The 26,160-nt window shown below is 58.7% G+C and carries 26 protein-coding genes and 1 pseudogene; 17 read left to right on the top strand and 10 right to left on the bottom strand.

Annotated elements, in window-relative coordinates; translation table 11 throughout:
* Positions 1-34: 34 nt before the first annotated feature.
* The 3 genes from trpB to AC2CGI_RS05880 all read left to right on the top strand — a co-directional run bounded on the left by trpB (position 35) and on the right by AC2CGI_RS05880 (position 2,562).
* A complete protein-coding gene (trpB, locus tag AC2CGI_RS05890) occupies positions 35-1,225 on the top strand; it encodes a tryptophan synthase subunit beta (protein ID WP_015378068.1) in 1,191 nt (396 codons plus the stop codon).
* A complete protein-coding gene (gene trpA, locus AC2CGI_RS05885) occupies positions 1,225-2,031 on the top strand; it encodes a tryptophan synthase subunit alpha (protein WP_076740777.1) in 807 nt (268 codons plus the stop codon). Before trpB ends, trpA begins: the two co-directional genes overlap by 1 nt.
* A 216-nt stretch (positions 2,032-2,247) precedes the next feature.
* Complete coding sequence (locus AC2CGI_RS05880; protein ID WP_004932073.1) at positions 2,248-2,562, top strand: BON domain-containing protein; 315 nt, start codon at positions 2,248-2,250, stop codon at positions 2,560-2,562.
* A gap of 44 nt (positions 2,563-2,606) precedes the next feature.
* Here AC2CGI_RS05880 and ompW read toward each other — a convergent pair whose 3' ends face one another.
* Positions 2,607-3,239 carry an outer membrane protein OmpW gene (gene ompW / locus AC2CGI_RS05875; protein ID WP_004932076.1) on the bottom strand — a complete coding sequence of 211 codons (633 nt, stop codon included), beginning with the start codon at positions 3,237-3,239 and terminating at the stop codon, positions 2,607-2,609.
* Positions 3,240-3,526: 287 nt separating this feature from the next.
* Here ompW and AC2CGI_RS05870 point away from each other — a divergent pair, with 287 nt between their 5' ends.
* Together AC2CGI_RS05870 and AC2CGI_RS05865 are read left to right on the top strand one after the other, a co-directional pair.
* Positions 3,527-3,967, top strand: a complete 441-nt coding sequence (locus tag AC2CGI_RS05870) for a YkgJ family cysteine cluster protein (protein ID WP_049242966.1) — start codon at positions 3,527-3,529, stop codon at positions 3,965-3,967.
* Between the two features lie 34 nt (positions 3,968-4,001).
* Entirely contained in the window at positions 4,002-4,754 is a 753-nt protein-coding gene (locus AC2CGI_RS05865; protein ID WP_004932079.1) for a YciC family protein, read from the top strand.
* Between the two features lie 52 nt (positions 4,755-4,806).
* Here AC2CGI_RS05865 and AC2CGI_RS05860 read toward each other — a convergent pair whose 3' ends face one another.
* Positions 4,807-6,510 (bottom strand): SulP family inorganic anion transporter, encoded by a 1,704-nt coding sequence (locus AC2CGI_RS05860; protein WP_004932080.1) that lies wholly within the window; start codon positions 6,508-6,510, stop codon positions 4,807-4,809.
* Positions 6,511-6,731: 221 nt separating this feature from the next.
* Between AC2CGI_RS05860 and AC2CGI_RS05855 the strand changes: the two genes are divergently transcribed.
* Complete coding sequence (locus AC2CGI_RS05855) at positions 6,732-7,271, top strand: septation protein A (RefSeq protein ID WP_004932082.1); 540 nt, start codon at positions 6,732-6,734, stop codon at positions 7,269-7,271.
* 76 nt (positions 7,272-7,347) lie between these two features.
* Entirely contained in the window at positions 7,348-7,776 is a 429-nt protein-coding gene (gene yciA, locus AC2CGI_RS05850; RefSeq protein ID WP_004932085.1) for an acyl-CoA thioester hydrolase YciA, read from the top strand.
* 67 nt (positions 7,777-7,843) lie between these two features.
* Here yciA and tonB read toward each other — a convergent pair whose 3' ends face one another.
* Complete coding sequence (gene tonB / locus AC2CGI_RS05845) at positions 7,844-8,587, bottom strand: TonB system transport protein TonB (protein ID WP_021503828.1); 744 nt, start codon at positions 8,585-8,587, stop codon at positions 7,844-7,846.
* A 236-nt stretch (positions 8,588-8,823) separates the two neighbouring features.
* Positions 8,824-9,477 (bottom strand): epoxyqueuosine reductase QueH, encoded by a 654-nt coding sequence (locus tag AC2CGI_RS05840; RefSeq protein WP_015378073.1) that lies wholly within the window; start codon positions 9,475-9,477, stop codon positions 8,824-8,826.
* 175 nt (positions 9,478-9,652) lie between these two features.
* Between AC2CGI_RS05840 and AC2CGI_RS05835 the strand changes: the two genes are divergently transcribed.
* Both AC2CGI_RS05835 and AC2CGI_RS05830 read left to right on the top strand, forming a co-directional pair.
* Positions 9,653-9,949, top strand: a complete 297-nt coding sequence (locus tag AC2CGI_RS05835) for a YciI family protein (protein ID WP_004932096.1) — start codon at positions 9,653-9,655, stop codon at positions 9,947-9,949.
* Positions 9,950-10,110: 161 nt separating this feature from the next.
* Positions 10,111-11,061 carry an amidohydrolase family protein gene (locus AC2CGI_RS05830; protein ID WP_076740776.1) on the top strand — a complete coding sequence of 317 codons (951 nt, stop codon included), beginning with the start codon at positions 10,111-10,113 and terminating at the stop codon, positions 11,059-11,061.
* A 208-nt stretch (positions 11,062-11,269) separates the two neighbouring features.
* Here AC2CGI_RS05830 and AC2CGI_RS05825 read toward each other — a convergent pair whose 3' ends face one another.
* Together AC2CGI_RS05825 and AC2CGI_RS05820 are read right to left on the bottom strand one after the other, a co-directional pair.
* Complete coding sequence (locus AC2CGI_RS05825) at positions 11,270-13,156, bottom strand: hypothetical protein (RefSeq protein WP_015378075.1); 1,887 nt, start codon at positions 13,154-13,156, stop codon at positions 11,270-11,272.
* Positions 13,157-13,326: 170 nt separating this feature from the next.
* A pseudogene (locus tag AC2CGI_RS05820) lies at positions 13,327-13,650 on the bottom strand (substrate-binding domain-containing protein); the annotation flags it as partial.
* A gap of 4 nt (positions 13,651-13,654) precedes the next feature.
* On the opposite strand from AC2CGI_RS05820, the gene AC2CGI_RS05815 reads away from it, so the two are divergent.
* Positions 13,655-13,813, top strand: a complete 159-nt coding sequence (locus tag AC2CGI_RS05815; protein WP_165385131.1) for a hypothetical protein — start codon at positions 13,655-13,657, stop codon at positions 13,811-13,813.
* A gap of 12 nt (positions 13,814-13,825) precedes the next feature.
* Here the strand turns inward: AC2CGI_RS05815 and AC2CGI_RS05810 are convergent, their stop codons facing one another.
* On the bottom strand, positions 13,826-14,692 hold the full coding sequence (locus AC2CGI_RS05810) for a LysR substrate-binding domain-containing protein (RefSeq protein WP_076740774.1): 867 nt from the start codon (positions 14,690-14,692) through the stop codon (positions 13,826-13,828).
* Between the two features lie 91 nt (positions 14,693-14,783).
* Between AC2CGI_RS05810 and AC2CGI_RS05805 the strand changes: the two genes are divergently transcribed.
* Complete coding sequence (locus tag AC2CGI_RS05805; RefSeq protein ID WP_076740773.1) at positions 14,784-15,728, top strand: DMT family transporter; 945 nt, start codon at positions 14,784-14,786, stop codon at positions 15,726-15,728.
* Between the two features lie 24 nt (positions 15,729-15,752).
* Here the strand turns inward: AC2CGI_RS05805 and AC2CGI_RS05800 are convergent, their stop codons facing one another.
* A complete protein-coding gene (locus tag AC2CGI_RS05800) occupies positions 15,753-16,754 on the bottom strand; it encodes a LacI family DNA-binding transcriptional regulator (protein ID WP_015378079.1) in 1,002 nt (333 codons plus the stop codon).
* 71 nt (positions 16,755-16,825) lie between these two features.
* Entirely contained in the window at positions 16,826-17,380 is a 555-nt protein-coding gene (locus AC2CGI_RS05795; RefSeq protein WP_076740796.1) for a D-lyxose/D-mannose family sugar isomerase, read from the bottom strand.
* 228 nt (positions 17,381-17,608) lie between these two features.
* On the opposite strand from AC2CGI_RS05795, the gene AC2CGI_RS05790 reads away from it, so the two are divergent.
* From AC2CGI_RS05790 to AC2CGI_RS05770, 5 genes are all read left to right on the top strand, one after another.
* Complete coding sequence (locus AC2CGI_RS05790) at positions 17,609-18,643, top strand: NAD(P)-dependent alcohol dehydrogenase (RefSeq protein WP_004932112.1); 1,035 nt, start codon at positions 17,609-17,611, stop codon at positions 18,641-18,643.
* 4 nt (positions 18,644-18,647) lie between these two features.
* Positions 18,648-20,165 (top strand): xylulokinase, encoded by a 1,518-nt coding sequence (gene xylB / locus AC2CGI_RS05785; RefSeq protein WP_076740772.1) that lies wholly within the window; start codon positions 18,648-18,650, stop codon positions 20,163-20,165.
* The gene (locus AC2CGI_RS05780) at positions 20,162-21,667 is read left to right on the top strand and encodes a sugar ABC transporter ATP-binding protein (protein ID WP_004932117.1); all 1,506 of its coding nucleotides are present in this window, start codon (positions 20,162-20,164) and stop codon (positions 21,665-21,667) included. The genes xylB and AC2CGI_RS05780 overlap by 4 nt, the downstream gene beginning before the upstream one ends.
* 76 nt (positions 21,668-21,743) lie before the next feature.
* The gene (locus AC2CGI_RS05775) at positions 21,744-22,721 is read left to right on the top strand and encodes an ABC transporter permease (RefSeq protein ID WP_370456197.1); all 978 of its coding nucleotides are present in this window, start codon (positions 21,744-21,746) and stop codon (positions 22,719-22,721) included.
* 33 nt (positions 22,722-22,754) lie between these two features.
* On the top strand, positions 22,755-23,762 hold the full coding sequence (locus tag AC2CGI_RS05770; protein WP_004932124.1) for a substrate-binding domain-containing protein: 1,008 nt from the start codon (positions 22,755-22,757) through the stop codon (positions 23,760-23,762).
* Between the two features lie 142 nt (positions 23,763-23,904).
* On the opposite strand, the gene AC2CGI_RS05765 is transcribed toward AC2CGI_RS05770, so the two are convergent.
* Positions 23,905-24,468: a TetR/AcrR family transcriptional regulator gene (locus AC2CGI_RS05765; protein WP_015378084.1), complete on the bottom strand. Its 564-nt coding sequence runs from the start codon at positions 24,466-24,468 to the stop codon at positions 23,905-23,907.
* 128 nt (positions 24,469-24,596) lie between these two features.
* Here AC2CGI_RS05765 and smfY point away from each other — a divergent pair, with 128 nt between their 5' ends.
* Positions 24,597-26,069 carry a multidrug efflux MFS transporter SmfY gene (smfY, locus tag AC2CGI_RS05760; protein ID WP_076740771.1) on the top strand — a complete coding sequence of 491 codons (1,473 nt, stop codon included), beginning with the start codon at positions 24,597-24,599 and terminating at the stop codon, positions 26,067-26,069.
* The last annotated feature ends 91 nt before the right edge of the window (positions 26,070-26,160 follow it).

The following is a 26,160-nucleotide window of genomic DNA, read 5'->3' as shown; positions in this document are numbered from 1 at the left end:
TCTATATTAATAACGGATAATAACGGGAACTCTCATGACGCTGCTTAACCCCTACTTCGGCGAATTTGGTGGCCAATACGTGCCGCAAATTCTGATGCCGGCCCTGAAACAACTGGAAGAAGCCTTTGTCAGCGCCCAGCGCGATCCGGCGTTTCAGGCGGAATTTATCGATCTGTTGAAGAACTACGCGGGCCGCCCGACGGCGCTGACGCTGTGCAAAAACCTCACCGCCGGCAGCAACACCAAGCTTTATCTGAAGCGTGAAGACCTGCTGCACGGCGGCGCACACAAGACCAACCAGGTGCTGGGTCAGGCCTTGCTGGCCAAGCGCATGGGCAAAACCGAGATCATCGCGGAAACCGGCGCTGGCCAACACGGCGTCGCGTCGGCGCTGGCCTGCGCGCTGCTCGGCCTGAAATGCCGCATCTATATGGGCGCCAAAGACGTTGAGCGCCAGTCGCCGAACGTCTTCCGCATGCGGCTGATGGGCGCGGAAGTGATCCCGGTGCACAGCGGCTCCGCTACGCTGAAAGACGCCTGCAACGAAGCGCTGCGCGACTGGTCCGGCAGCTATGAAACCGCCCACTATATGCTCGGCACCGCCGCCGGCCCGCACCCGTACCCCACCATCGTGCGTGAATTCCAGCGCATGATCGGCGAAGAAACCAAAGCGCAGGTGCTGGAGCGCGAAGGCCGCCTGCCGGATGCCGTCATCGCCTGCGTCGGCGGCGGCTCCAACGCCATCGGCATGTTCGCCGATTTTATCGATGACGCCGAAGTGGGTCTGATCGGCGTGGAACCCGCCGGTCTGGGCATCGAAACCGGTCAGCACGGCGCGCCGCTCAAGCATGGCCACGTCGGCATCTACTTCGGCATGAAAGCGCCGATGATGCAGACCGCCGAAGGCCAGATTGAAGAATCCTATTCAATCTCCGCCGGGTTGGACTTCCCGTCCGTCGGGCCGCAGCACGCCTTCCTGAACAGTATCGGCCGCGCCGAATACGTGTCGATCACCGACGACGAAGCGCTGGAAGCGTTCAAGGCGCTGTCGCGCCATGAAGGCATCATCCCGGCGCTGGAATCCTCACACGCCCTGGCGCACGCGCTGAAAATGATCCGTGAAACGCCGCAGAAAGAACAGATCCTGGTGGTCAACCTGTCCGGCCGCGGCGACAAAGACATATTTACCGTTCACGACATTTTGAAAGCACGGGGAGAAATCTGATGGAACGTTATCAGCAACTGTTCAAACGCCTGGAAAGCAACAAGGAAGGCGCCTTCGTCCCGTTCGTGACGCTGGGCGATCCTAATCCGACGCTGTCGCTGCAGATTATCGACACCCTGATCGAAGCCGGCGCGGACGCGCTGGAGCTGGGCATCCCCTTCTCCGATCCGCTGGCGGATGGCCCAACCATCCAGAGCGCGACGCTGCGCGCTTTCGCCGCCGGCGTCACGCCGACTCAATGCTTCGAGATGCTGGCGGCCATCCGCAAGAAGCACCCGAACATTCCCATCGGCCTGCTGATGTACGCTAATCTGGTGTTCCATAAAGGCATCGATGGGTTTTACCAACGCTGCGCCGAAGTGGGCGTGGATTCGGTGCTGGTCGCCGACGTGCCGTTTGAAGAGTCTGCGCCGTTCCGCGCCGCCGCCGCTCGTCACGGTATCGCACCAATCTTCATCTGCCCGCCGAACGCCGATGACGATCTGCTGCGCGAAATCGCTTCGCACGGCCGCGGCTATACCTACCTGCTGTCGCGCGCCGGCGTCACCGGCACCGAAAGCCGGGCGCAGCTGCCGCTGCATCACCTGGTGAACAAGCTGCGCGAGTATCACGCCGCGCCGCCGCTGCAGGGCTTCGGCATCTCCGAGCCCGAGCAGGTGAAGGCCGCGCTGCAGGCCGGGGCCGCCGGCGCGATCTCCGGCTCGGCCATCGTCAAAATCATCGAACAGCACCATGCCAACCCGGCGGAGATGCTGACCAGGCTGGCGGCCTTCGTCAGCAATATGAAGCGCGCCACCCGGGCGTGATCCTCTCCAGCGAGCGCCCCGCCGGCGCTCGCTTTAACAGCTTGTTTCCCCTCAAAGTTTGTTCCATTTATTTACAGCAAAAATTTGAACAAACGCAGGTCTTGTCTCACAATGAACTTTGTTCGCTATGCATTTCTTCGTTTGATTTGGGGAATGCGCTCGCTGCGGCGAAAAACCGTACGAGTTTCAACCATAACATTGCATGGAGAGTAATTTATGAAGCTTTTTAAAACCCTTTCGGCCTTGTGCATGGCCGCCGTTGTGGCGGTCGCGGTGAGCGCTTGCGCGCCGACGGCGAAATCTGAGGGAACGGGCGGTTATATCGATGACACGGTGATCACCACCAAAGTGAAATCGGCACTGCTGGCGGATAAAAACATCAAGTCACGTGAGATCAGCGTGGAAACCTTTAAAGGGCGCGTTCAGCTGAGCGGTTTCGTGACGTCCAGCGATGACGCCAATCGTGCGGTGCAGGTCACTCGCGGCGTTGCCGGCGTGAAATCTGTTGAAAACGTGATGCAACTTAAATAATACCGACACAGGGAGGCGCAACGCCTCCCTGTTTGTGGCCTTCATCAGAAGCGGTAACCCGCCCCGAACATGAACACCCACGGATCCAGACGCGTATCGAAGCTGTGGTGCCCACCGTTCGCATCGTTGAAGCGAGTTTTGGTTTCGATGTTCATCCACCACACCGACATGTTCAGCATCCAGTGCTCATCCAGGTTGTAATCCAGGCCAGCCTGCGCCGCCACGCCCCAGGAATCTTTCAGATCGAGGTTGCTCAACCCGGCGCTTTTGCCGTAGTCGTTGAATTTCTCGTCAAAGAAAGTGGTGTAGTTAACGCCGACGCCCAGGTAAGGACGCAGCTTATCCTGCTTGTCGCCGAAATAGTATTGCGCCATCAGCGTAGGCGGCAGTTGGTGAACGGTCGCCAAATCAGTGCCGCCCAGCGTAACCTTGTGGCGGAATGGCGTCGCGGCCAACAACTCAACGCCGATGTTGTCCGTCACCATGTAACCGAAGGTCAGACCGAGCTGGGTGTTGTTTTTCGCATCCAGCGAACCCAACCCCAGCACGTTGTCCGAACCTGCATTTGGACGCACCGTCGCGGTGCCCGCGCGGAACAGGAAATCACCGGCCTGATGCGCACTTGCCAACATAGGCGCCATCATCGTCGCCAATACCATCAGAGTTGTCTTTTTCATTATCCATTCCATTTGTGTGGTTAATCACTCGAGGGGGGAATATACCTACTTTCGGGTATTTGTGATCCCATCGAGATCACATCTTATGTGTAAAAATTTAAAATCCCACTAAAAACAAGGTTACCTAACCGTCTAATAAATCAAGGATTGATCTGCATCAAAAAATCGATTTTGTTGCAAATTATCTACATGTTCAAATTTCTGTTGCGGAGAAAAATGCGGCTGAGGTAATTTCATTTTCCGTGTTGGTTTTGGTTGGTGCCGTGAGGAGTCGGTGGGCAATCAAGATGAGCGAAATCCTTAATCCCTGTGTCAGCTGCGGCGCATGCTGCGGTTATTTTCGAGTGTCATTCTATTGGGCCGAAGCCGAAGACGGCGGCGGCACCGTTCCCCTTTCCTTAACAGAGCCTTTGACCCCGTTCCTGCGCTGCATGCAGGGGACCAACAGCAAGTCCCCCCGCTGCAGCGCGCTGGAAGGTGAAATAGGTAAAGCCGTTTCCTGCTCGATCTACCTTAATCGGCCCAGCCCGTGCAGGGAGTTCGATCAGTCCGGTGAAAACGGCCTGCGCAACGAAGCCTGCGATCGCGCCCGGGAACGCTACGGCCTGCCGCCGTTGCCGGTGCCCTTGCCGCTTTCGCTGCCTGAGACGACGATCGTTGAAGAAATAGGCGTAGTGCAATTCGCGGGGTGCCACAGCGGCGTGGAACAGGGTACAATCACCCACTGATTTATCTCTGTTTTCCCGACGCCAAGGAGTCTGCATGCCTATCACGGCCAACGCTTTGTACCGTGACAGTTTTAACTTTTTACGCAACCAACTGGCCAGCATCCTGATGCTGGCGCTGTTGACGGCGTTTATCTCCGTGCTGCTGAATCAGGCCTTCAGCCCTGATGCCGAACAGTTGGCGACGCTCGCTGCCACCACCAGCGATTTCGCCTCGTCTACCGGCATGGGCATTCAGGAAGTGATCCAGCAGATGACGCCGGAACAGCAGATGGTGTTGCTGAAAGTGTCGGCGGCCGCCACCTTCTCTGCGCTGGTCGGCAACGTGCTGCTGGTCGGCGGGATGCTGACGCTGATCCGTCTGGTGTCGCAAGGGCAACGCACCAGCGCCCTGCGCGCGCTCGGCGCCTCGGCGCCCGACTTGCCGCGCCTGCTGCTGCTGCTGTTTATCTGCACCCTGCTGATCCAGCTCGGCCTGACGCTGTTTGTGGTGCCGGGCGTGCTGATGGCTATCGCCTTCGCGCTGGCGCCGGTGATCGCCTCCGTCGATAAAAAAGGCGTGTTCGCTTCGCTCAAGCTGAGCAGCAAATTGGCCTTCGCCAATGCGCGCGTGATTGTGCCGGCGATGATGCTGTGGCTGGCGGCTAAGCTGCTGGTGCTGTTCCTGGTGAGCCATCTGTCGGTGCTGACGCCGAACGTCGCCAGCGTGGTGCTGACCGCGTTGAGCAACCTGGTCTCCGCCCTGCTGCTGATCTACCTGTTCCGGCTGTATATGCTGCTGCGCGGCTAACGCCGGCGTAAGCAAAAACCAAGGGGCACGCTTCGGCGTGCCCCTTTTTTGTTTACCCCACCACGGCGGCTTCCGCCTGCTCCTTACTCTGAATCAGCTTCAGCGCCAGGTACAGATCCGGCACCAAAATCAACTCTTTATCGCGCCCTAAGCGGTTGATGCGGAACCAACGCGTCAGTTCGGTGCGACGCCCCGCCAGCACCAGCCTTACGTTACGCTGTAACAGATCGCGTTTCAGTTCATCGATGGCCGCCAGCACGCTGATATCGGCATGGGTAAAACTGGCCACCGCATCCACCACCACCCAACGTGGCTGGAACGGCGTGCCGTCGACCAAATTGAGGATACGGCGTTTGAAATACGCCACGTTGAAATAGGTCAGCGGCGAATTGAAGCGATACATCATGACGCCAGGTACCGCCTTCACCCCATTGTTATTGCCCATGGAATGGATCATACCTTCATCGTTGACGCCCAGCAGTTGTTCCGTCGGCCGGAAGACGGTGCGCAGAAACTGCATCAGCCCCAGCAACACCGCCAGCCCGATGCCGCTGATCACGCCCACCAGCAGCACGCTGAGGAAGGTAAACAGCGCCAGGCGGAACGCCTGCGCGTTGCGACGGCGCAAGATCCAGATACCGCGGATGTCCAGCAGCGACCAGGCCGCATACATCAGCACCACACCCAATCCCGCCACAGGAATAAACTGCAGCGGCGCCATCAGGAACAGCAAGACAAAGGCGATGACAGCGGCGGCGATGATCGACACCAACTGGCTCTTGCCGCCGTTGGCGTCATTCACCGCGGTGCGAGAATCTGCGCCGCTGATGGCGAAACCTTGCGACAGCGCAGAGACGATATTCACCAGTCCCAGCGCGCGAAACTCAGCGTCGGCGTTCACCTCATAACCGTTTTTGGCGGCGAAGCTGCGGGCGGTGAGCATCATGCTGACAAAGCTCACGACCGCCAGGTTAAGCGCCGGGATCACCATATCGCGCAGTAAACCGGGCTGGAAGTCCGGCCACTGGACGATCGGCAGCACGCCGCTGAAACCGCCCACCGTCACCACGCCATGCTGCTGCAGGCCGCCCGCCCAGGTCACGAACGCCGCCAGCACGATAGCGAACAGCGGCGCTGGCCAATTAGGCCGCCATTTTTTAAATCCAAGCAGCGTCACCAGCGTCAGCAACGACACCGCCATCGTCAGCCAGTCGCTGTGCAGCAGGTTACCGGGCAGCGCGTAGATGCGCTCGATCAACTGTGCCGGGCGCATCGTAAACCCCAACACCTTGCCGATCTGATCGACGATAATGGTGATCGCCACCCCGTTCAGCAGCCCGCTGAGGATCGGCCGCGACAGCAGATCCGCCAGCGCCCCCAGCTTGAACCGGCTGGCCAGCAGGCACCAACCGCCCATCATGGCGGTCATCATGATGGTCAATTGCCAATGGCGTTCCATATTGCCCGCCGCCAGCGGCGTCACCACCGCGGCGATCACCGCACAGGTGGCGGCATCGGGCCCGACGATCAGCTGCCGTGACGAGCCGAACAGCGCATAGGCCACCATCGGCAAGACGCAGGAATAGAGCCCCACCACCGGGCTGACCCCGGCCAACTCTGCGTAGGCGATAGCCACCGGCAACGCCACGGCGGCGACGGAAAGACCGGCGCGAATATCCGGCTTGAGCCAGCTGCGTTGATAGCCCAATAAATGCGTCAAACCAGGCGTCAGGGCCTGGAGAGATTTCCACTGCATGCTGTTTTCCGCGGTAAATTATCTGGTTATTATGACGCTTACTATGCGGCCTGCGGCCCGCGCTGGCAATGCGCCCGCGCTTTCTTGCGTAAGTTTATGCAAATTCCTGCTTTCGCGGCAGAAATCCGCCGGCCAAACGCCGATAATCGGCAGCGCCCGGCGGTACACAGAGCTCGCCGAATCCGGTATAGTCGGCCGATGAACAGATGATGGATTGATTTATGAAGCAGTTTCTTGATTTCCTCCCGCTAATTGTCTTTTTCGCTTTTTACAAGCTGTACGACATTTACGTCGCTTCCGGCGCGTTGATTGTCGCCACCGCGCTGGCGCTGGTGTTCACCTGGGTGAAATACCGCAAGGTCGAGAAGATGACGCTGATCACCTTCCTGATGGTGCTGGTGTTCGGCACCCTGACGCTGGTGTTCCACAACGATTTGTTCATCAAATGGAAGGTCACGGTGATTTACGCGCTGTTCGCGCTGGCGCTGCTGATCAGCCAATGGGTGCTCAAAAAACCGCTGGTTCAGCGCATGCTGGGTAAAGAGCTGACGCTGCCGGACAAAGTGTGGAGCAACCTTAACCTGGCCTGGGCGGTCTTCTTCCTGGCCTGCGGCCTGGCGAATATCTATGTCGCCTTCTGGCTGCCGCAAAGCGTCTGGGTCAATTTCAAAGTCTTTGGCCTGACGGTGCTGACATTGGTCTTCACCCTCCTCAGCGGTATCTATATTTACCGGCACATGCCGGAAGAACAGAAAAAATAGTTACAAAATTGTTAATGCCTGCGGCGCTTGCCGCGGGCAGTATGATGTTATTCCCTCCTTTTAAAAGCAGACTGCTATGACACAACAACGACCTTTACCCAGCGGCGAGCTGGTGCTGCGCACGCTGGCGATGCCGGCCGATACCAATGCCAACGGTGATATCTTCGGCGGCTGGCTGATGTCGCAAATGGACATCGGCGGCGCCATCCAGGCAAAAGAGATCGCCGAAGGGCGCGTAGTGACGGTACGCGTAGACGGCATGACCTTCCTGAAACCGGTGGCGGTAGGCGACGTGGTTTGCTGCTATGCGCACTGCATCCGCACCGGACGCAGCTCGATCACCATCAATATCGAAGTGTGGGTCAAAAAAGTCTCTTCCGCCCCGATCGGCCAGCGCTACCGGGCGACCGAAGCGGTGTTCACCTATGTGGCGGTCGATGCGGAAGGCAACTCGCGCGCGCTGCCTGAGGGCAAAATGAATTTCCGCGTCGGCTTCGAAGAATAAACTGACGCTACACTGCAAATGCAAAAAGGGTCGCCGAGGCGACCCTTTCTTTTTGGTATGACCAAACTCAGTTCAATTCGGTGGTGCCGTTCAACTTGAAGCGGATAGTGACGGTGCGATCTTTCGCTTCTTTGGCTTCATAGCGCCATTTGCGCATCGCCTGCTTCACTTCACGCTCAAACATGTTGCGCGGTTCGGCCGACAAGATGCGCACGTTGCTGACGCGCCCGTCGCTGTCGATATCAAACTGCACCCGCACGCTGCCTTCGATCTGTAAAGCCTGGGCCCGCGGCGGATAGAGCGGATTGGCGCGGCTGATCGGCCTTGGACCGAGCTCGCGCGAGTTGCCCTGCACCGGCGCGGCAGGCGCCTGTTTCACCGGCGCTTTGTCGATCGGCTTGGCCGGCGAGTCGTTGTTGAACGGCGACGGTTCGCGCGGCTCGACTTTTTTCGGCTCCGGTTTCACCGGTTTTTCGACCTTCGGCTTCGGCTTGGGTTTCGGTTTCGGCTTGACCGGCTCCGGCTTCACAATCGCCTTCGGCGGCGGCTCCACAATAGGTTCCGGTTCTGGCTCCGGCTCAGGTTCGACCTGCGGCGGCTCCGGCTCGGCCGGTGCCGGCGGCGGCGGTTCGGCCATCGCGGCGGTATTGACCATCATGACGCTGATCGGCGCGTCCTCTGGCTTCGGCAGCTCCACCACTTCTTTTACCGAAGCGTAAAGCAATCCCGCCACCAGGGCGCTGTGCAGGCCTACGGACAAGACGAAAGGCACGGATATACGGCGATTAAGGAACATCTTTTTTAGCGGCATAATGATTCTGTTTCCTCTGGTTCGCCAAGTTTAAATGCAAATAGCAATCATATTCAATAACGAAAGGCAAACTATCGCTTTAATCGTCAGTATGCGCGGCGAAAACCAGCAAACTCATAAGGATATTAACCTGGCCGTTGCTTTTTTACCGCCGGGGCGACACGCTTTATTAACGACTGGCCAGGCGTCAAAAAGTAAAAAACCCGCCGGAGCGGGTTAATTTCGGTGAGTCAGCGTTATTCTTCATCGCCATAGTAAAGCACGCCCAGCTTGATCAGCGGCCGCCCTTGCGCCTTACGGTGCAGGTTGGTGTCGCGCAGCGAATAGACGCAGCCGCAGTATTCCTGCTGATAGAAGCGTTCGCGCTTGCTGATCTCTATCATGCGCGACGAACCGCCCTTCTTGCGCCAGTTGTAATCCCAGTACACCAGATCGGGGTACTTTTCCGCCGCACGGATGCCGCAGTCGGTGATCTGCTGCATGTTCTTCCAGCGCGAGATGCCCAGCGAGCTGGAGATAGTGTCGTAACCATGCTCATGCGCATACAGCGCCGTGCGCTCGAAACGCATATCAAAACACATGGTGCAACGAATGCCGCGCTCCGGCTCATTCTCCATCCCCTTGGCGCGGGCGAACCAGTTGTCGGTGTCGTAATCGGCATCGATAATCGGCACCCCGTGCTGCTCAGCGAAACGGATGTTCTCTTCTTTACGCAGCAGATACTCTTTTTGCGGGTGAATGTTGGGGTTATAGAAGAAAATGGCATACTCGATCCCGGAGGCCTGAATCGCTTCCATCACCTCGCCGGAACAGGGCGCGCAGCACGAATGCAGCAGCAGTTTGTTTTTGCCCGCCGGCAAATCGAGTTTTTCCCTTACCAGTTCCGTCATGTCCTCACCTCAATGGCATATCAGTTTAAGCGCGCCGCACTATACGAATAAAAAGTAGCGGCTTCAAGGCATAAGCGCCAATCCGCCGGGAAATTCGCCCTATGCCGTTCCCCTGCCGCGCCTTTTGCGCTACCTTGGTAGCACCGTTTTATAGCCATGATTTTAAAGGTGAAACATGCTTTATCTGATCTACGCGCAAGACGTCCCCAATTCGCTGGAAAACCGTCTGGCGGTGCGCCCGGCACACCTGGCGCGCCTGCAGGCGCTGCGCGACGCCGGCCGTCTGGTGGTCGCCGGCCCTAACCCGGCCATCGACAGCAACGATCCCGGCGCCGCCGGCTTTACCGGTTCGACGGTGATCGCCGAATTCGCCTCGTTGGCGGAAGCCCAGGCCTGGGCGCAGCAGGATCCCTATATCGCCGCCGGCGTCTACGCCGACGTGACGGTGAAACCGTTCAAACAGGTATTCTGACCTCATTAGCTGACCGGGAGCAGCGCACCGTTCCCGGATCAATGCGTGCTCTCGCCCGCTCCCGTCGGTAGAAAAAATGCCTTCCCTCCAGGGGCTGTCGCACCGCCCGCCTATACTCTCCTGAACCAGCGGCATCGCCGCGTACTCCGGGAGATCGACCGATGCGACTCGATGTTCACGCTCACCTGTGGAGCACTGAGTATCTGGATCTTTTGCAATCTCATGGCCTGCACGAAGTCGCCGCCTATCGGCAATTGGGCGCCGGCCGCAGCGATCGCGAGCTGGCAGCCCGCTTCGCTCTGCTGGACAGCGCCGGCATCGACATGCAAATCTTGTCGGCGACGCCGCTGTCGCCGCACCTGGAAGACGAGCAGGCGGCCGTTGATGCCGCGCGCCGGATCAACGATGAATATGCGGAGCTGGCAGCGCGTTATCCCGCCCGCTTCCGGGCCATCGCTTCCTTGCCGCTGCCGCATATCGACGCTGCGTTACGCGAGCTGGACAGAGCCTTGACCCAGCTCGGCATGCTGGGCGCGTGTATCACCACCTCGGTGCTCGGGCTGTCTATCGCCAACCCACTGTTCGAGCCACTCTATCAGGAACTCAACCATCGCCGCAGCGTGCTGGCCATTCATCCCGCTGGCCGCGGCGTGCACTCGCCGCTCATCGCCGATTACGCTTTAACCTGGTCGATCAGCGCGCCGATCGAAGACACGGTCGCCGCCATGCACTTTATCCTCAACGGCATCCCCCAACGCTTTGCGGAAATGAAAATCATTGTGCCACACCTGGGCGGCCTGCTGCCGATGACACTGGAACGCCTCGACCAAACCGTCGCGTGGGAAGCGCCGAATACGCCGGAACCCCCGAGCCGCGCCGCCCTGCGCATGTGGTACGACACGGTAGGCCACGATCAGGTGCCCGCGTTGCAAGCGGCGGCAGCGACGTTCGGCACAGAGCGGCTGTTGTTCGGCACCGATTTCCCGTTCCAGCCGGGCGAACTGTTTCAAACCACGGTGGACTACGTCCGGCGCGCGGGATTGCCGGAGGAAGACGTGAACGCCATTTTGGATCGCAATGCGGCTGCGCTGTTTGGGCTGGGTGCGGACTGAAGATCCGTCCTCATTCAGTAACGGGCAGGAGACTCCATTCCGGCCCCGGATTTCGGTTAGCTCAAGTGGGCTTTATACGGTTCTTTCACGTTGTGCTTCACGCAGGACAGCGACAGCCGCGCAAAACGCTGCGTCCTCAATGTCGCACATCCCCCGTAATAACGGGATGTGCGACATGTCGTGAACCGGTCAATGTTGGGAAACTGCGTCAGACCTGTCGCAGGTAAACATCCGTAATGCGCAGGTCAAAGTTGCTTTTCATTTCGGTGACGTCAATAAGCAAGAAAGCGTGCGTAGCCCAGTCCGGCGCTCGCTCGAAGGCGGGAGGCTGCGTAGGATAACCCTGCATTTGGCCTGGGATGATAACGCTCTTCAGATCGGATTCATTGCCGCTAAATTGATAGGTGTAAACGTGACCGGTTTGCTGCTTGAGAATTTGGGGTTCCACGTCTTGTTGCGGACCATATTCGCGCAGCTTCGCCCATAGGATTTTGACCTGGCAGCGTTGCCCATCACCCGCGTAAGTGTTGGCGCGAACATGGTGAATAACGCTGCCGTAACCTTTCAGGCTGATGGTTCCCAGCACCGCCTGGAACACACCATTACCAGCGGCCGCGTTGCGCCCCAATGAAACGAAACCGGCCTGGCGAATAAGGCTGAAATTGGTGCTGTTAGTCGTACCCCACCCGTAGCGAGATTTGCGCACCGTATTAACGCCTCCCGGCGGCAGAACCCAAACTTCCTCAGTCCATTTGTCGCTACCGTTGCTATACGTCGTGCCATCCAGCCAATTGTCCTGTACGGCGGTATCGGTTCGCACCTGAGTTAACAGATAAGGCCAGGCGATAGGCAATTGCGTATTACGCAAAGAGACAGAGCCCGTGCCATCAATCCAACCACTGACGTTGGAGTCACCACCTTGTTGCATCTGACCAATATTGACCTTATCAAAGACCACTCGCGCCAAATCACCCACATAGAATGGGTTAGAGGTTGTCGGATAGGCCGTTGGGCTACCGCCGGCTTTGAAGGTAAACAGACCGCCGATAACGTTGACTTTGCAACTTTTGGCATCCGGGATGTTCAGGATATAATTTTGCGGGCCATAGCCTTCAACGTGACAATCGCGGAAAATATGTTGCCCCCCCTCGATATGCATATACTTTCCGACATGGCTGGAGGAGGTTTGCGGCCCGTTTTTACCATAAATGTAATCGAAGGAACAGTTGAAGAAATAGCTGTAGCCCCCCTGTAATTTCACACCGCAATTGCTCTGAGCGAAAATGCAGCTGTGGAAATTCATTTCTTCACCGGAGTTGGAAGTATTGTCGGGGAAGTAATAGCAAATGTCGCAGTGATTGAAACTAAAGCCATACATGCGCAGGAAGTAGAAATCGGTAGTGCCGGTTATGCCATAGGCAAAACCTTCGATCCCACCCCCGATAAAGGTCAACGAATTGCGACCATAGCTAGCCGAGAGCGAAGTAGAAAACGTCATGCCATCGACAAATGAATTGGCACCAGGGCCAATCATACGCAAATTTTTCACGCTGAGATTGCCCTGGGTATAACCGGCGTTGTTCTGCCATTGAATCGCGATTTTACGTTCGGTGGCGTTGCCCTGTGTCATGGCGCTAAAATCCAGCAAGGCGCCGGAGAAATCGTAATCGACGGTTTTCAAATCCAGCTTCAGCGTTTCCGTACATTTAAATTGCCCGCTCCCGAACTGCAGATTCCCGTTTTTCAATACGCGTGAACCGCTGGATACAGCCTGCGAACTGGCGTAATCGTGAGCAGCTTGAATGGCAGCGGCATCCTCTGAAATACCGTCACCTTTCGCACCGAACATATAAGGCGACACCGTGCCGGCAACGTCCAGGACGCGCACCCACAACCAAGCGGCGTTGGGGCGGATGAACATCCCGCCATCATCCATCGGTGTCGATTGTGCTTTGGCGACGAAGATACCGCCGCCGAGAGGCTGACGATTGCCGGCATTCCAATCGCCGTAATATGCGGTCACAGCGATCAATTCGCCGACTGCGCCAGGAAGAGTGTTTCGTAACGTAGCGATATCAGGGCAGGTATTCATCATATTATCCTCATAGAGTTACTGTATTTATATACAGCCATATAACTCTATGAACGAATGAACCGTGCATCAATAGCGGGAGTGTTGTTCTATTGCCCACCGAACATACCGGTCTATTGGATGGCCTTCTTCTGCTCCTTTTATCCCCTCCATACAAAGGCAGAGACATGCCGTTACGCGACGAGTTTTCCTCGCACCACCACCTTGCCCGGCTTGATCTCGGGGTCGGCAATACGACGGATCGCCAGATTCAACGCTTGCCGGGCGATCTCTTGCAAGTCGTGTGACACGCACGGGAAATGAAAACCGTAGATCTCAGCATGTGAAACCTCATCGATGCTGAACAGCGACACCTCCTGCATCAACGGCAGCCGATATTCGATGCAGGCCTTGATGATGCCCAGAGAGATCTGGTTATTGCAGCCAACAAAAAAGTCCGGGGCGCGGTGATTGGCCAGCTAACGGCTCGTCTCTTGCCAGGCGACGCCCATAAAGAAACTGTTGTTCGTCACCGATTTTCCATTCCAGCCGGGCGAACTGTTTCAAACCACGGTCGACGACATCCGGCGAGCGGGTTTGCCGGAGGAAGACGTGAATGCCATTTTGGATCGCAATGCGGCTGTGCTGTTTGGGTTGCAGAATGTGAAGCGGCCCACATAGGTTTGGCCGCGTTTACGGCACGATGTGTTCACCGCTCTGAAAATACTCGCCGATGACGCTTTCCAGCACCGCCACCGCCGGTTGGCTGGCGGCCGTGGCAGAACGGAGCAGTTGCACTTCATGTGGTGCGACCGACGGCAATTCGTCGAGTATCCGCATCGCCGCCGAAACCCGTGCGCGGTCGAGCAGCGTGACGGCCAATCCTGCCTCGATGGCAGCCGCCACCACGCTGGCCGAAGGGCTGCTCACAACCACTCGCCAACGCCTTCCCGCCCTGGTCAATGCATCGATCATAGCCTCACGATAAGGGCAATCGGCGGCATGCAACGCCAGCGGCAGTGGCCGGTTAGCCTGCAGCGCCAGCGAACGGCCTCCGGCCCACACCGGCGCAGTCACCGCGAGCGGTGTCTGGCACGGTTTCCCCGAGGGTTGAACCACCAGCGCGAGATGCAGCCGATTACGGCCAACTTGTTCCGCCAGCGCCTGACTGGCAGCGGTAGAGACCTCCAGTTCCACCGCGGGAAAACTGTCGGCAAACCGCGGCAAAATATGGCGTATCACATGGGAAGCGTACTCATCAGGCAACCCCAATTTGATATGGCCGCTTAGCGGCGCGCCCCGCAGTTCCCGCAGAATATCGTCATGGGCGCTCAACAGCCCGAGCGTCGAAGCCAGCAGCTTGTTGCCCAGCGGCGTCAACGCCACGGACTGATTGTCACGCTCCAGCAAGCGGCCGCCCGCCACCTGTTCCAGGCGCCGGATATGCACGCTCACGGCGGCGGGGCTGCGATTGACAAATGCCGCCGCCGCGCGAAATTGCCCCAAACGCGCAATAGCGTGAAAAGTGCGCAAGAGATCGATATCCAATGTCGGCCGCATGATTTAACTCCATTAAACAACTGAACGAAAATTATTCGATTTATTAAATTATAGCCACTCACTACCATCGGGCGGAAAGGAGGTGACCATCATGTCCCTGCCACCATTTCGCCCCTCTTCCCACCGAGGCAAAGCCGCCCTCTGGCTGGCTGCGGCCGAGGTCCTGCTGATCGTGGCCTGGAGCTCCGGCTTCGTCGGCATCCGCTTCGCCGCCGATTACGCGCCGGTGTTGCTGGTGGCGTTCTGGCGCTGCGTGGTGGTCGCGTTCGCGTTGCTGCCGCTTAGTGTGCGCGCCATCAGGCGCGCATCTCCGCTGACGATAGCTGTTCACGCCGGGATTGGGTTGCTCGCCATGACCGGTTACCTGACCGGCGTCAGCAAAGGCATCGAATATGGCGTGCCGGCCGGGTTGGCCGCGCTCATCGCCGATTTGCTCCCGCTCGGCACCGCGCTGCTGAGCATGCTGTTGCAACGCCGCTTGCCCGATGGCCGCGTTTGGTCCGGGTTAGCCCTGGGGGTTAGCGGGGTAACGCTGGCGACCGGCAGCGCCATCTCATGGGGAGATGCCCCATTGTGGAGTTACCTGTTGCCGCTGGCGGGGATGTTGGCGCTGGCGCTGGCAACGCTGTGGCAGGAACGGCTGCCGCAGACGCAAGCAATGAGTTTGCCATCCTCGCTGGGGATACAAAGCGCGGTTTCCGCGCTGGCTTTCGCCGCCATGGCCGGCGCGGAAGGCCCGCTGCTGCCAACGGTAACGACGGGGTTTGTGATCGGCGTGCTTTGGACCGCGCTACTGGCGACGCTGGCCGGCTACGGTCTGTACTGGTTTTGTCTAAGGCTCACTTCTGCGCTGCGCGTGACGAGCCTGCTGTTTCTCAGCCCCTTCGTCACCTTCTGCTGGGCAGGGTTAATGTTCAATGAACCCCTTTCCTGGCCCATGCTGCTAGGCGCGGCGGTGGCGGGAAGCGGTTTATGGCTGCTAATCCGTCCCGCCGGGCGGGATGAGCCCAAAACAGCGCAACGCGCTGAAAAATGACGGATAAGGCGAAAGGCGGCGCCGTTATGCGACGAGTTTTCCCCGCACCACCACCTTGCCCGGCTTGATCTCGGGGTCGGCAATACGACGGATCGCCAGATTCAACGCTTGCCAGGCGATCTCTTGCAAGTCGTGTGACACGCACGGGAAATGAAAACCGTAGATCTCGGCATGTGAAACCTCATCGATGCTGAACAGCGACACCTCCTGCATCAACGGCAGCCGGTGTTCGATGCAGGCTTTGATAATGCCCAGGGAGATCTGGTTATTGCAGCCAACGAAAAAGTCCGGGGCGCGGTGATTGGCCAGCCAACGGCTCGTCTCTTGCCAGGCGACATCCATAAAGAAATCGGCATACAGCACTTCAAACGACGCCACTTTCCCTTGCAGCGCCGCCTGCAGCCCTGTAACCCTGTCCCGTGCGACGTTGGAGTTCTCCGGCCCGGACACCACCACCACCCGCTGCGCTTTCTGTTCCAGCAGCCAGCGCCCCGCCTGAAGGCCGCAGTCCAAGTTATCGATATACACCCCGCTGCAGTGGCGATTGTCCAGCTCACGGTCGATCAATACCACCGGGATATTCAATGTTTCCAACCGCTTTAGATAGGAAGGCTGGTACAGATGATCGTTGGAAATGACCGAGAGAATGATCGCATCGACGTTGTAGCCAATCAGTTTGTCGATGATTCTGTCTTCGCTTTCCTGAGACTCATAGGAATCGAACACCAGGGTGTCATATCCCATTTTTTGCGCTTCAAGCGTCATCAACCGCGTCAGGCCGCCAAAGAACGGGTTGGCCATATCAGGGTTGACGATGCCGATGGTTCTGCTGCTTTTCGCCCGCAGGTTGCGCGCCGCAGCATTGACCACATAACCGAGTTCGGCAGCGGTCTCCCGAATGCGGCGCAGCGTTTCCGGATGAACCTTGTCCGGCTGTGAAAATGCCCGCGACGCGGTGATTTTACTGACGTTTGCCTGTGCGGCCACGCTAGCCAGCGTCGCTTTCCGTCCTCGCCCCACCGCCAAATGCAGCTCCTTAGCTTAAGGTTATCATTTTGTACCATTAACAACATCATGACAGAACTTTCATCGTGGCGCTAATGGTTTACGCCTGCCAGCCGGTTAATCCGGGGATCGGTAAAGATATCCAGCTCGTCACGGCTCTCGGAAGAGAACTCGGACACCACCGCCCCCCGCTTTCCAGCCTGAAACCAGTGCCGGGTATTGGGCGCGATGGTGTATTGTTCGCCAGGCCGCAAGAGGATATAGCGATTGCAGGTATACCACTGCTCCGCGCCTTCCGGCACCCGGCATACCGGTTCACCGCCGGCGTCATTAAGCGTCAGGTTTTCATCGTCGATAAACAGAAACACCTCGCCCCAACGGCAGCGAAACGTCTCTTGCTTGCCGGGCGTGCCGGCAAAAGGAGGATGCAAATGCTCTGGGCAAGTCTGCTCAGGAAACAGCACCAACTCTTTCGCACAATACCGAGGCGAGTTGACATAGGTCAGCAGCTGCAGCCCTGAGACAGGATAGTCGGCCAAGCCAAACGTCGCAATTTCAATACGTTGCTGCTCTTCTTCGGTCAGAACGATGTCCGCCTCGCGCAAATATTCCAGCGTAGCGGCTATGGCACGTTGTTGTTTGTTCATCATTTCCCCTGCAAGGTAACGGTATCGATATCAGAATGCTGATATTAAAACCGTCATTACATCGCCGATTTTGTGATCTTCATCCCCATATTGAATAACAACCCACCAGCAAAATTAACTCCCATCGAGTAATTCCAACATCGATCACAGTTTAACCACCCGCTTTAGCCCACTATCGCCGCATTGAAATGATATCGTTACCATAAAAATGATTCACCAGGAGGCAATATGAAAGCATTAGTGTTGGCCAAGGCGGGGGAAATCGCTATCGAGGACGTCCAGCTTGCCGAAACGCTGGGGCCCGATGATGTGCAGATAAAAATTCATTCCGTGGGCATCTGCGGCAGTGATGTGCACTATTACCAACATGGCCGCATTGGCCCGTTCGTGGTTAACGCCCCGATGGTGCTCGGCCATGAAGCTTCTGGCGTGGTGCTCGCGACAGGTAAAAACGTCACTCACCTCAGTATCGGCGATCGCGTTTGCATGGAACCCGGCATTCCGGATCTCAACTCGGCGCAGACGCGCGCCGGCATTTACAACCTTGACCCGGCCGTGCGCTTCTGGGCGACGCCGCCGGTGCACGGCTGCCTGCGCGAAACCGTCATCCACCCCGCCGCCTTCACGTTCAAATTGCCGGACAACGTCAGTTTCGCCGAAGGCGCCATGGTGGAACCCTTAGCCATCGGCATGCAAGCAGCCACCAAAGCCGGGATCAAACCCGGCGATATCGCGCTGGTGATCGGCGCCGGGCCGATCGGCGTGGTCACCGCTCTCGCGGCGCTGGCGGGCGGCTGCTCGGACGTCATTATTTGCGACCTGTTTGACGAAAAACTCGCCGTTGCGGCCAGTTATGAGGGGCTGCACGCCGTCAATATCAAAACCGGCGACCTGGCGGGGAAAGTGGCCGCGCTCACCAGCGGCAATGGCGCCGATGTCGTGTTTGAATGCAGCGGCGCAAAACCGGCCATCGCTACGCTGGCCGAACATGCGGCGCCAGGAGCGACCGCCGTGCTGGTCGGCATGCCGATCGATGCCGCGCCGATGGATATCGTCGCCGCGCAGGCCAAGGAAATCACCTTCAAGACCATTTTCCGCTACGCCAACATGTACCCGCGCACGCTGCGGCTGTTGAGCAGCGGCAAATTGCGCGTCCAGCCGTTGATAAGCCAAACCTACAAGTTCTCCGACAGCGTGGCCGCCTTCGAGCGCGCGGCGGCGGGACATGCCTCGGACATCAAAATCATGCTGGAAATGGAGTGATCCTATGGCGCTCTATGCTGGCATAGACTGCGGTACGCAAGGCACGAAAGTCGTGATTGTCGACAGCACACAGGGCGTGATCCTCGGTGAGGGCAACGCCCCTCACCGTCTCATCAGCCAAGCCAATGGCCGGCGCGAACAGGAGGCCGACTGGTGGATTGAGGCGCTGGTCATCGCTTTTCGCCAAGCCGTGACTAACGCCGGCGTTGATGCACGGGAGATTCATGCTCTGGGGGTCTCGGGCCAACAACATGGGTTTGTACCTCTGGACGCAGACGGCAACGTGCTGCACAGCGTCAAGCTGTGGTGCGATACCGAAACCGCAGAGGAAAACGAACGGCTCCTGCAGCAGCTCGGCGGTGCCAACGGCTCGCTGGAAACACTCGGCCTGCGGATCGCCACCGGTTATACCGCGTCAAAAATCCTTTGGTTCAAGACACACCATCCGGCGTTGTGGGCAAAACTGCACACCGTATTGTTGCCTCATGATTATTTGAACTTCTGGCTGACCGGAGAGCGCGTAGCGGAATACGGTGACGCTTCCGGCACCGGGTTGTTCGATGTGCGCACCCGTAGCTGGAGCAAAGCCGCCGTCGATCTCATCGACGACAGCGGCCGTCTGTGGCAAGCCCTGCCGCCGCTCAAAAATGCGGAGTGCTGCATCGGCACGGTGCGCCCCGCCGCGGCGGAAAAACTCGGCCTCAGCCCAACGGTGCGGGTATCGACCGGCGGCGGCGACAACATGATGGCGGCCATCGGTTCCGGCAACATCGAGGCCGGCACCCTCACCCTGAGCCTGGGCACCTCCGGCACGCTATTCGCCTGGTCTGCCGCCCCCGTCGCGGCGGAATCAGACATGATTGCCGGCTTCTGCTCCAGCACCAACGGGTGGCTGCCATTGATTTGCACCATGAATGTCACCTCGGCCACCACCGCGGTACAAACGCTGCTGGACGAAGACCTTGCCGGCTTTAACGGTTTATTGGCGCAGGCCTCACCCGGCGCAGGCGGTGTCGAGATGCTGCCGTTCTTCAATGGCGAGCGTGTTCCGCCGTTGCCTCACGCGCGCGCCAGTCTGCATAACCTCGATAGCGACAATTTTACCCGCGCCAATCTCTGCCTGGCGGTGGTCGAAAGCGCTACCTATGGCCTGCGCTATGGCATCGAGCTGTTTCGCCGTCAGGGCATTGAAGCGCGCGAGATCCGCCTCACCGGCGGCGGCGCTCGCAGCGCCGCCTGGCGACAAATCGTCGCGGACGTGATGGGGTGCCCGGTGGTCTGTCTGAAAGCCAAAGAGACCGCTGCGCTGGGCGGCGCCATTCAGGCGATGTGGGCGACGACGTTGGCCGACGATCCGCTGCGGAATGCCGGCGCGTTGCTGTCCGAACTGTGCCAACGTTTCGTTGCGCTGGATGAGGCCACACGCGCACGGCCACATGCCGGCAGACGGGCGCAATACGAGACGCTTTATCAACGGTACCTGCAACGCTTGCAGCAGACCTACCCGGAGGTGCAACTGTGACGCGAGATCCCCATACGCAAGCGCCCGCCTACCTGCTGGAGGTCAGCGGCGTCAGAAAAGCCTTTGGCCCGGTCGTGGCGCTCAAGAATGCGGAGTTTTGCCTGCGGCGTGGTTCCATCCATGCCCTGTGCGGCGGCAACGGCGCGGGTAAATCCACCTTTCTCAGCATTCTGATGGGCTTTATTCAACCCGATGGCGGCGACATTTTTATCAATGGCCAACGCTGTGAATTTCATCATCCCCGGGAAGCCCTCAACGCCGGCATCGCCATCGTGCAGCAGGAACTGAGCGCGATCCCGGATCTGACGGTGGCCGAAAACATTTGGCTGGGCCGTGAGCCGAGACGCCTGGGGTTCGTCGATTTCGCCACGCTCAATCAACGCACCACCAGCCTGCTCAAGGAACTCGATTTCAAGATCGACGCCCGAGAGAAAATGCGCAACCTGAGCGTCGCCGAGCAGCAGCTGGTCGAGATCGCCAAAGCGCTGTCGCATGCCAATGCCGACATCATCATCATGGATGAACCCACCTCGGCGATTGGCGAGGAGGATGCGCAAAAAATCTTTCAGACGCTTCAGCAATTGGCGGCGAAAGGTAAAGGCATTATTTACGTCTCTCACCGTTTGTCAGAGATATTTCAAATTGCAGACAGCTACACCATTTTCCGCGACGGCGCCTATATCCATGAAGGCTATATCGCCGACATTACCCGTGAACAGTTGATCGAACACATTATCGGCGGCGAGTACGACAGCGAGTTCGCCAAATTCAATCAGCCCGGCGAAGAGGTCTTGCTGGAGGTCAACGGCCTGTGTTGGCGCAGCAAGATAAAGGATATCAGCCTGCAGCTTAAGCACGGTGAAATCCTGGGCATCTACGGGCTGGTGGGATCGGGCCGCAGCGAATTTCTCGATCTTATCTTCGGCATTCAGCATGCCGACAGCGGCACGATCCGTTTGGGCGACAAGACGCTGAACCGCCATTCCCCGCGAGAGGCCATCGACAGCGGCATTGCCTACGTGACGGAAGATCGCAAGGAAACCGGCCTGGTGCTGTGCCGTTCCGTCAGTGAAAACATCAATATCGCCTCTTTTGCCGGCATCAGCCGAATGGGGTTCGTCAGCGAGAAACGGGAGCAAGCGCGAACCCGCGACATGATCCAGCGCTTCAACGTTAAAACCCACGATGGCGAACAGCCCGTGGGCAACCTGAGCGGCGGCAACCAGCAAAAAGTGGTGCTGGGCCGCTGGGCGCTGCTGGATCCGGAGGTGTTGTTGCTCGACGAGCCGACGCGCGGCATCGACGTCGGCGCCAAGAAAGAGATCTATCGATTTATGTCGGAGTTCGCCTTGCAAAACAAGGGGATCATCATGGTTTCCTCCGAGCTTTCGGAAATTATCGGCATGAGCGATCGCATATTGGTGTTTCGTGACGGGCAGTTGGCCGGTGAGCTTTCGGCAGCCGATGCGACCCAGGCAGCACTGATGAAACTTGCGGTTTAACAGAGAGAGAAAAAAAATGAGCAGCGCCCACTCCTTATCACCAGGAATTTCATTTTTCACCCGCAATAAGCGCCGTATGCACAAATACGGCATTATCATCGCCTTCTTCGCGCTGTGCCTGATCGTGGCGCTGATTGGCGAATATCAGGTCGCCCAGGGGGCCTGGAGCAGCAATTATTTTCTCAGCAATGAAAACACCCTGATCGTCCTGCGCCAGGTCTCGATCAACGGCATTCTGGCGATCGGCATGACCTTCGTCATCATTACGGCCGGCGTCGATCTCTCCGTGGGCTCGGTGCTGGCGCTAAGCGGGATCGTCGCCGCCCGCTTCGCCACCAACAACAGCGGATTGGCTATCGGCGACACCGCGACCGCCGTCATGGTGCCGCTGATCGTGGCGCTGGGCATCGGGATCGTCTGCGGCCTGGTGAACGGCACCGTGTTGGCTCGCTACCGGCTGCAACCCTTTATCGTCACCATGGGCATGCTCTCTGCGGCGCGCGGTTTAACCATGTTGACCACCAACGGCAATCCGGTTTCGCAATTGAACAGCGATTTCCGCTGGTTGGGCAATGGTTATGTCGGCGGCGTTCCGGTGCCGGTCATTATCTTCATCGTGCTGTTCGCCCTCGCCTGGCTGGTGCTGAATAAAACCCTCTTCGGGCGCTACATCTACGCCGTCGGCGGCAACCCGAAAAGCGCGCGCACCTCGGGGATTAACGTCACGCGCATCAAAATACTGGTGTATACGCTGTGCGGCGCGCTGGCCGGCATCGCCGGCCTGATCCTCACCGCACGCACCGGTTCGGCGCAGACCAACGCCGGCGCAGGGTATGAGCTGGACGCCATCGCAGCGGTGGTGATCGGTGGCACCAGCATGGCCGGCGGCGTCGGTACGCTGGTCGGCACCTTCTTCGGCGTGCTGATTATCGGGGTGATGAATAACGGCCTCGATCTGCTCGGCGTGCAATCGTATTACCAACAAATTATCAAAGGCGCATTGATCGTTCTTGCCGTCTTGCTCGACCCATCGCGTAAGCAACAGCGCGATTAATAACATCAGACCCAACTCTACCAGGAGAAAACCATGAATAAGACCAAGATAGCGTTGTTTGCCTCTGCCATGATGCTCGGTAGCCTGTCGGCAGCTCAGGCCGCCCCGGTAAAAATCGCGGTATTGATGTACGGCAACAAAGCCGAGTTCGTGCAATTGATGGAAAGGTTCGGCAAGGAGCACCCGGCGGTGAAAAGCGGCGAAGCCGTGCTGACCTTCTACGATGGGCGTTATGATGCCTCGGTGCAAAACGATCAGGCCGCCACCGCTATCCAGACGCGCGCCGATGCCATTATCGTCAACCCGATGGATTTTGAGGCCAATATCGATATCGTCACTAATGCCAACGAAGCCAAAATTCCGGTGGTGGTCACCAACGCGCGCCTGAACACGGACGCGATGACGTCTGAAGTAGTGTCTAATGACGAGTTGGGGGGATACCTGGAAGCCAAAGCCGTCCTGGACAAACTCGACTGCAAGAACCGAAAGGTGAACGTGGTGATTATCGAAGGCCCGAAAGGCGGCAGCGGCGAGATCCAGCGCGGCAAGGGCAATGATAAAGCGATTGCCGAGTGCGGCGTCGGCCAGGTCACGGTACTTGAACGTAAAACGGCCAACTGGTCACGCGCGGAAGCGCAGCCGCTGATGGAAAACTGGCTGCAGAAACACCGGGGCAAAATCAACGGCGTGATCGGCCAAAACGACGAGATGGCGCTGGGCGCTATCGAGGCGATCAAAGGCGCCGGCCTGAATGTGAAGGACTTCGCGATTGCCGGCGTTGACGGCGTTTCCGACGCGATTCATGCGGTGCAGGCCGGTGAAATGGTCTCTATTCTGCAAGATGCCAAAGGCCAGATGCAGGGTTCCATCGACGTCGCGCTGCGCGCCGTGAAAGGGGAAAGCTATCAACCGCAGTCGGAGATCTGGAAGCAATATGCCAAGGATCTGAAATGGGAGGGCGGCACGCAAAAGCATTACTACATCCCGTGGACCGTCGTTACCGCAGAGAACGCCCAGTCGCTGTTGGACGCCCGTAAATAATTTCCCCCGCCCCCTGCCTTCAGGGGGCCCCGCTGGGGCGCTTGCCTGCAAACAAAAAAAAGCCAGCACGGAGTGGCTGGCTAAAAAGTTCTTCGAGGGAATATCTTGTGCGATAAACATACGCCTTTCACTGCGGGCTTTACTAGCTATCAGTGCGATAGGCACCCTCAGTTAAAATCAACGCCTGCATATCGGTGAACATCGCTTCCCATTCCGCCTGATCGATATCCATCAAACCAAAGTAACGCAGCATAAAGGCGCCTTCGGTGGCGAGAAACGCCAGGCGCGCGCGCTTGCCTTCTTCCGTCGTCAAATCCAAACCGGCGATGCGGCTGCGATACCATTCGCGCGTGCTCGCCAGATGCTCCGGCGTTTGAATCAGCGTCGCCATCAGCCCGGCGGCCTTGGCGCTGGCGGTCTGATCCGAGCTTTGCGTCGCCAGCATATGCGCCCGCACGCCGGTCTGCGGTGAAGGATCGTCACCGGCGATAGCGGCGAACAGCGTCTCGTAGGCACTGCCCCAGCGATCGAACATGGCGTCAATCAGGGCGTCTTTGCTGCCGAAACAGTACTGCACCCCGCCCTTGGAGATCCCCATCGCTTTGGCGACGGCGTCGATGGTCAAACCGGCGGCCCCCTGAGTGGCGACGATCTCTTCGGCGGCGTCCAAAACCTTGTCGCGATCGATGCTGCGTTGACGTCCCATTAAGAAACCCTTCTTTTCAATACGAACGTATGGATATATATTATCACCAGTATATCATCCGGCATCGCCGGATGGGTTACCCGAATGGCGGCGCCTTCGCGCCGCCTACTTTAACTGGATTATGACTTATGTACGCCAAGAACCGCTGGTTGATCCTGACGATGGTCGCCAGCGCCCTGTTCCTGATCGTCATCGATATGACGGTGCTCTATACCGCTCTGCCGCGTTTAACCCAGGCGCTGGACGCCAGCGCCTCGCAAAAACTCTGGATCGTCAACGCCTACCCGTTGGTGGTGGCCGGTCTGTTGCCTGGCGCCGGCATGCTGAGCGATCGCATCGGCCATAAACGGCTGTTTCTCGCCGGGCTGCCGGTGTTTGCCGTCGCGTCGCTGTGCGCCGCTTTCTCGCCTACCGCCGAGTGGCTGATCGCCGCGCGGGTATTCCTCGCCGTTGGCGCGGCAATGATGATGCCCGCCACGCTGTCCATCGTACGCCACGTCTTTACCGACGAACGCGAACGCGCGCTGGCGATCGGCATCTGGGCGTCGGTGGCCTCCGGCGGCGCGGCCATCGGCCCGGTGGTCGGCGGCCTGCTGTTGGAATATTTCTGGTGGGGCTCGGTGTTCCTGATCAATGTGCCGGTGGTGTTGCTGGTCTGGCCGTTGGCATGGAAACTGATCCCGCGCTGCGGCGGCGATAACCCGCGCCCCGCCGACATCGTCGGCTCGATACAGATCATGATAGGCCTGGTCGGCGCTATCTATGCGCTGAAAGAATTGAGCAAGCCGGCGCCTGACGTCAGCGCCTTGCTCGCGGCGGCCCTGATCGGCATCCTGTTCCTGGCGCTGTTCGTGCGTCGTCAGCAGCGCAGCGCCCACCCGATGATCGATTTCTCTCTGTTCCGCAACCGGCTGTTCGCTGGCGGCATCGGCGTGGCATTGCTGTCGATGGTGGCGCTGATCGGCGTCGAGCTGGTGCTCAGCCAACGCTTGCAACTGGTGCTCGGCCTCAGTCCGCTGCAGGCGGCGCTGTTCATCTTGCCGATCCCGCTGGCCTCGGCGTTGGCGGGGCCGATGGCCGGTTTGCTGCTGCCGCGCTACGGCGAACGCAGCATTATCCTCGGCGGTTTCGCCCTGACCGCCTTCGGCATTGCCGCCCTCGCCCTGTTGTCTCAGAGCGGCATAGCGCCGCAGCTGGTGAGCCTGGCGCTGGTGGGCTTCGGCCTCGGCGGCGTGATCACCGCCGCTTCCACCGCCATCATGCTGAACGCGCCGGAGGAGAAATCCGGCATGGCGGCGTCCATCGAAGACGTCTCCTACGAGCTGGGCGGCGTGCTGGGCGTGACGCTGCTCGGCGGGCTGATGACGGCGGTTTACAGCCACACTCTGGCGCTGCCGGCGGAGCTGCCGGTCAGCGATTTAGCCTACGACAGCATCGACGAAGCGTTGCGCCTGGCGGCCGGAATGGCGGCCGATCGCGCGCAGCAGTTGACGCAACTGGCGCGTCTGGCCTTTGATCGCGCCTTTATTTCGGTACTGATCGCCGCCGCGCTGTTAATGGCGCTGGGCGCAGGTGTGGTAAAACTGGCGCTGCGCAAGTAACCGAGAAAAGCGGCTTTTTTCGCCTGCGGAACCTGCGTAAACTGATTCGGCAATTTGCTCGGCGGATTTATCGTCATCGGTTTGAGCGATG

The organism is Serratia sp. LSHTC3 (assembly GCF_057197125.1).
The sequence above is the reverse complement of the archived record's forward strand: the minus strand, read 5'-3'. Positions and strand labels throughout refer to the sequence as shown.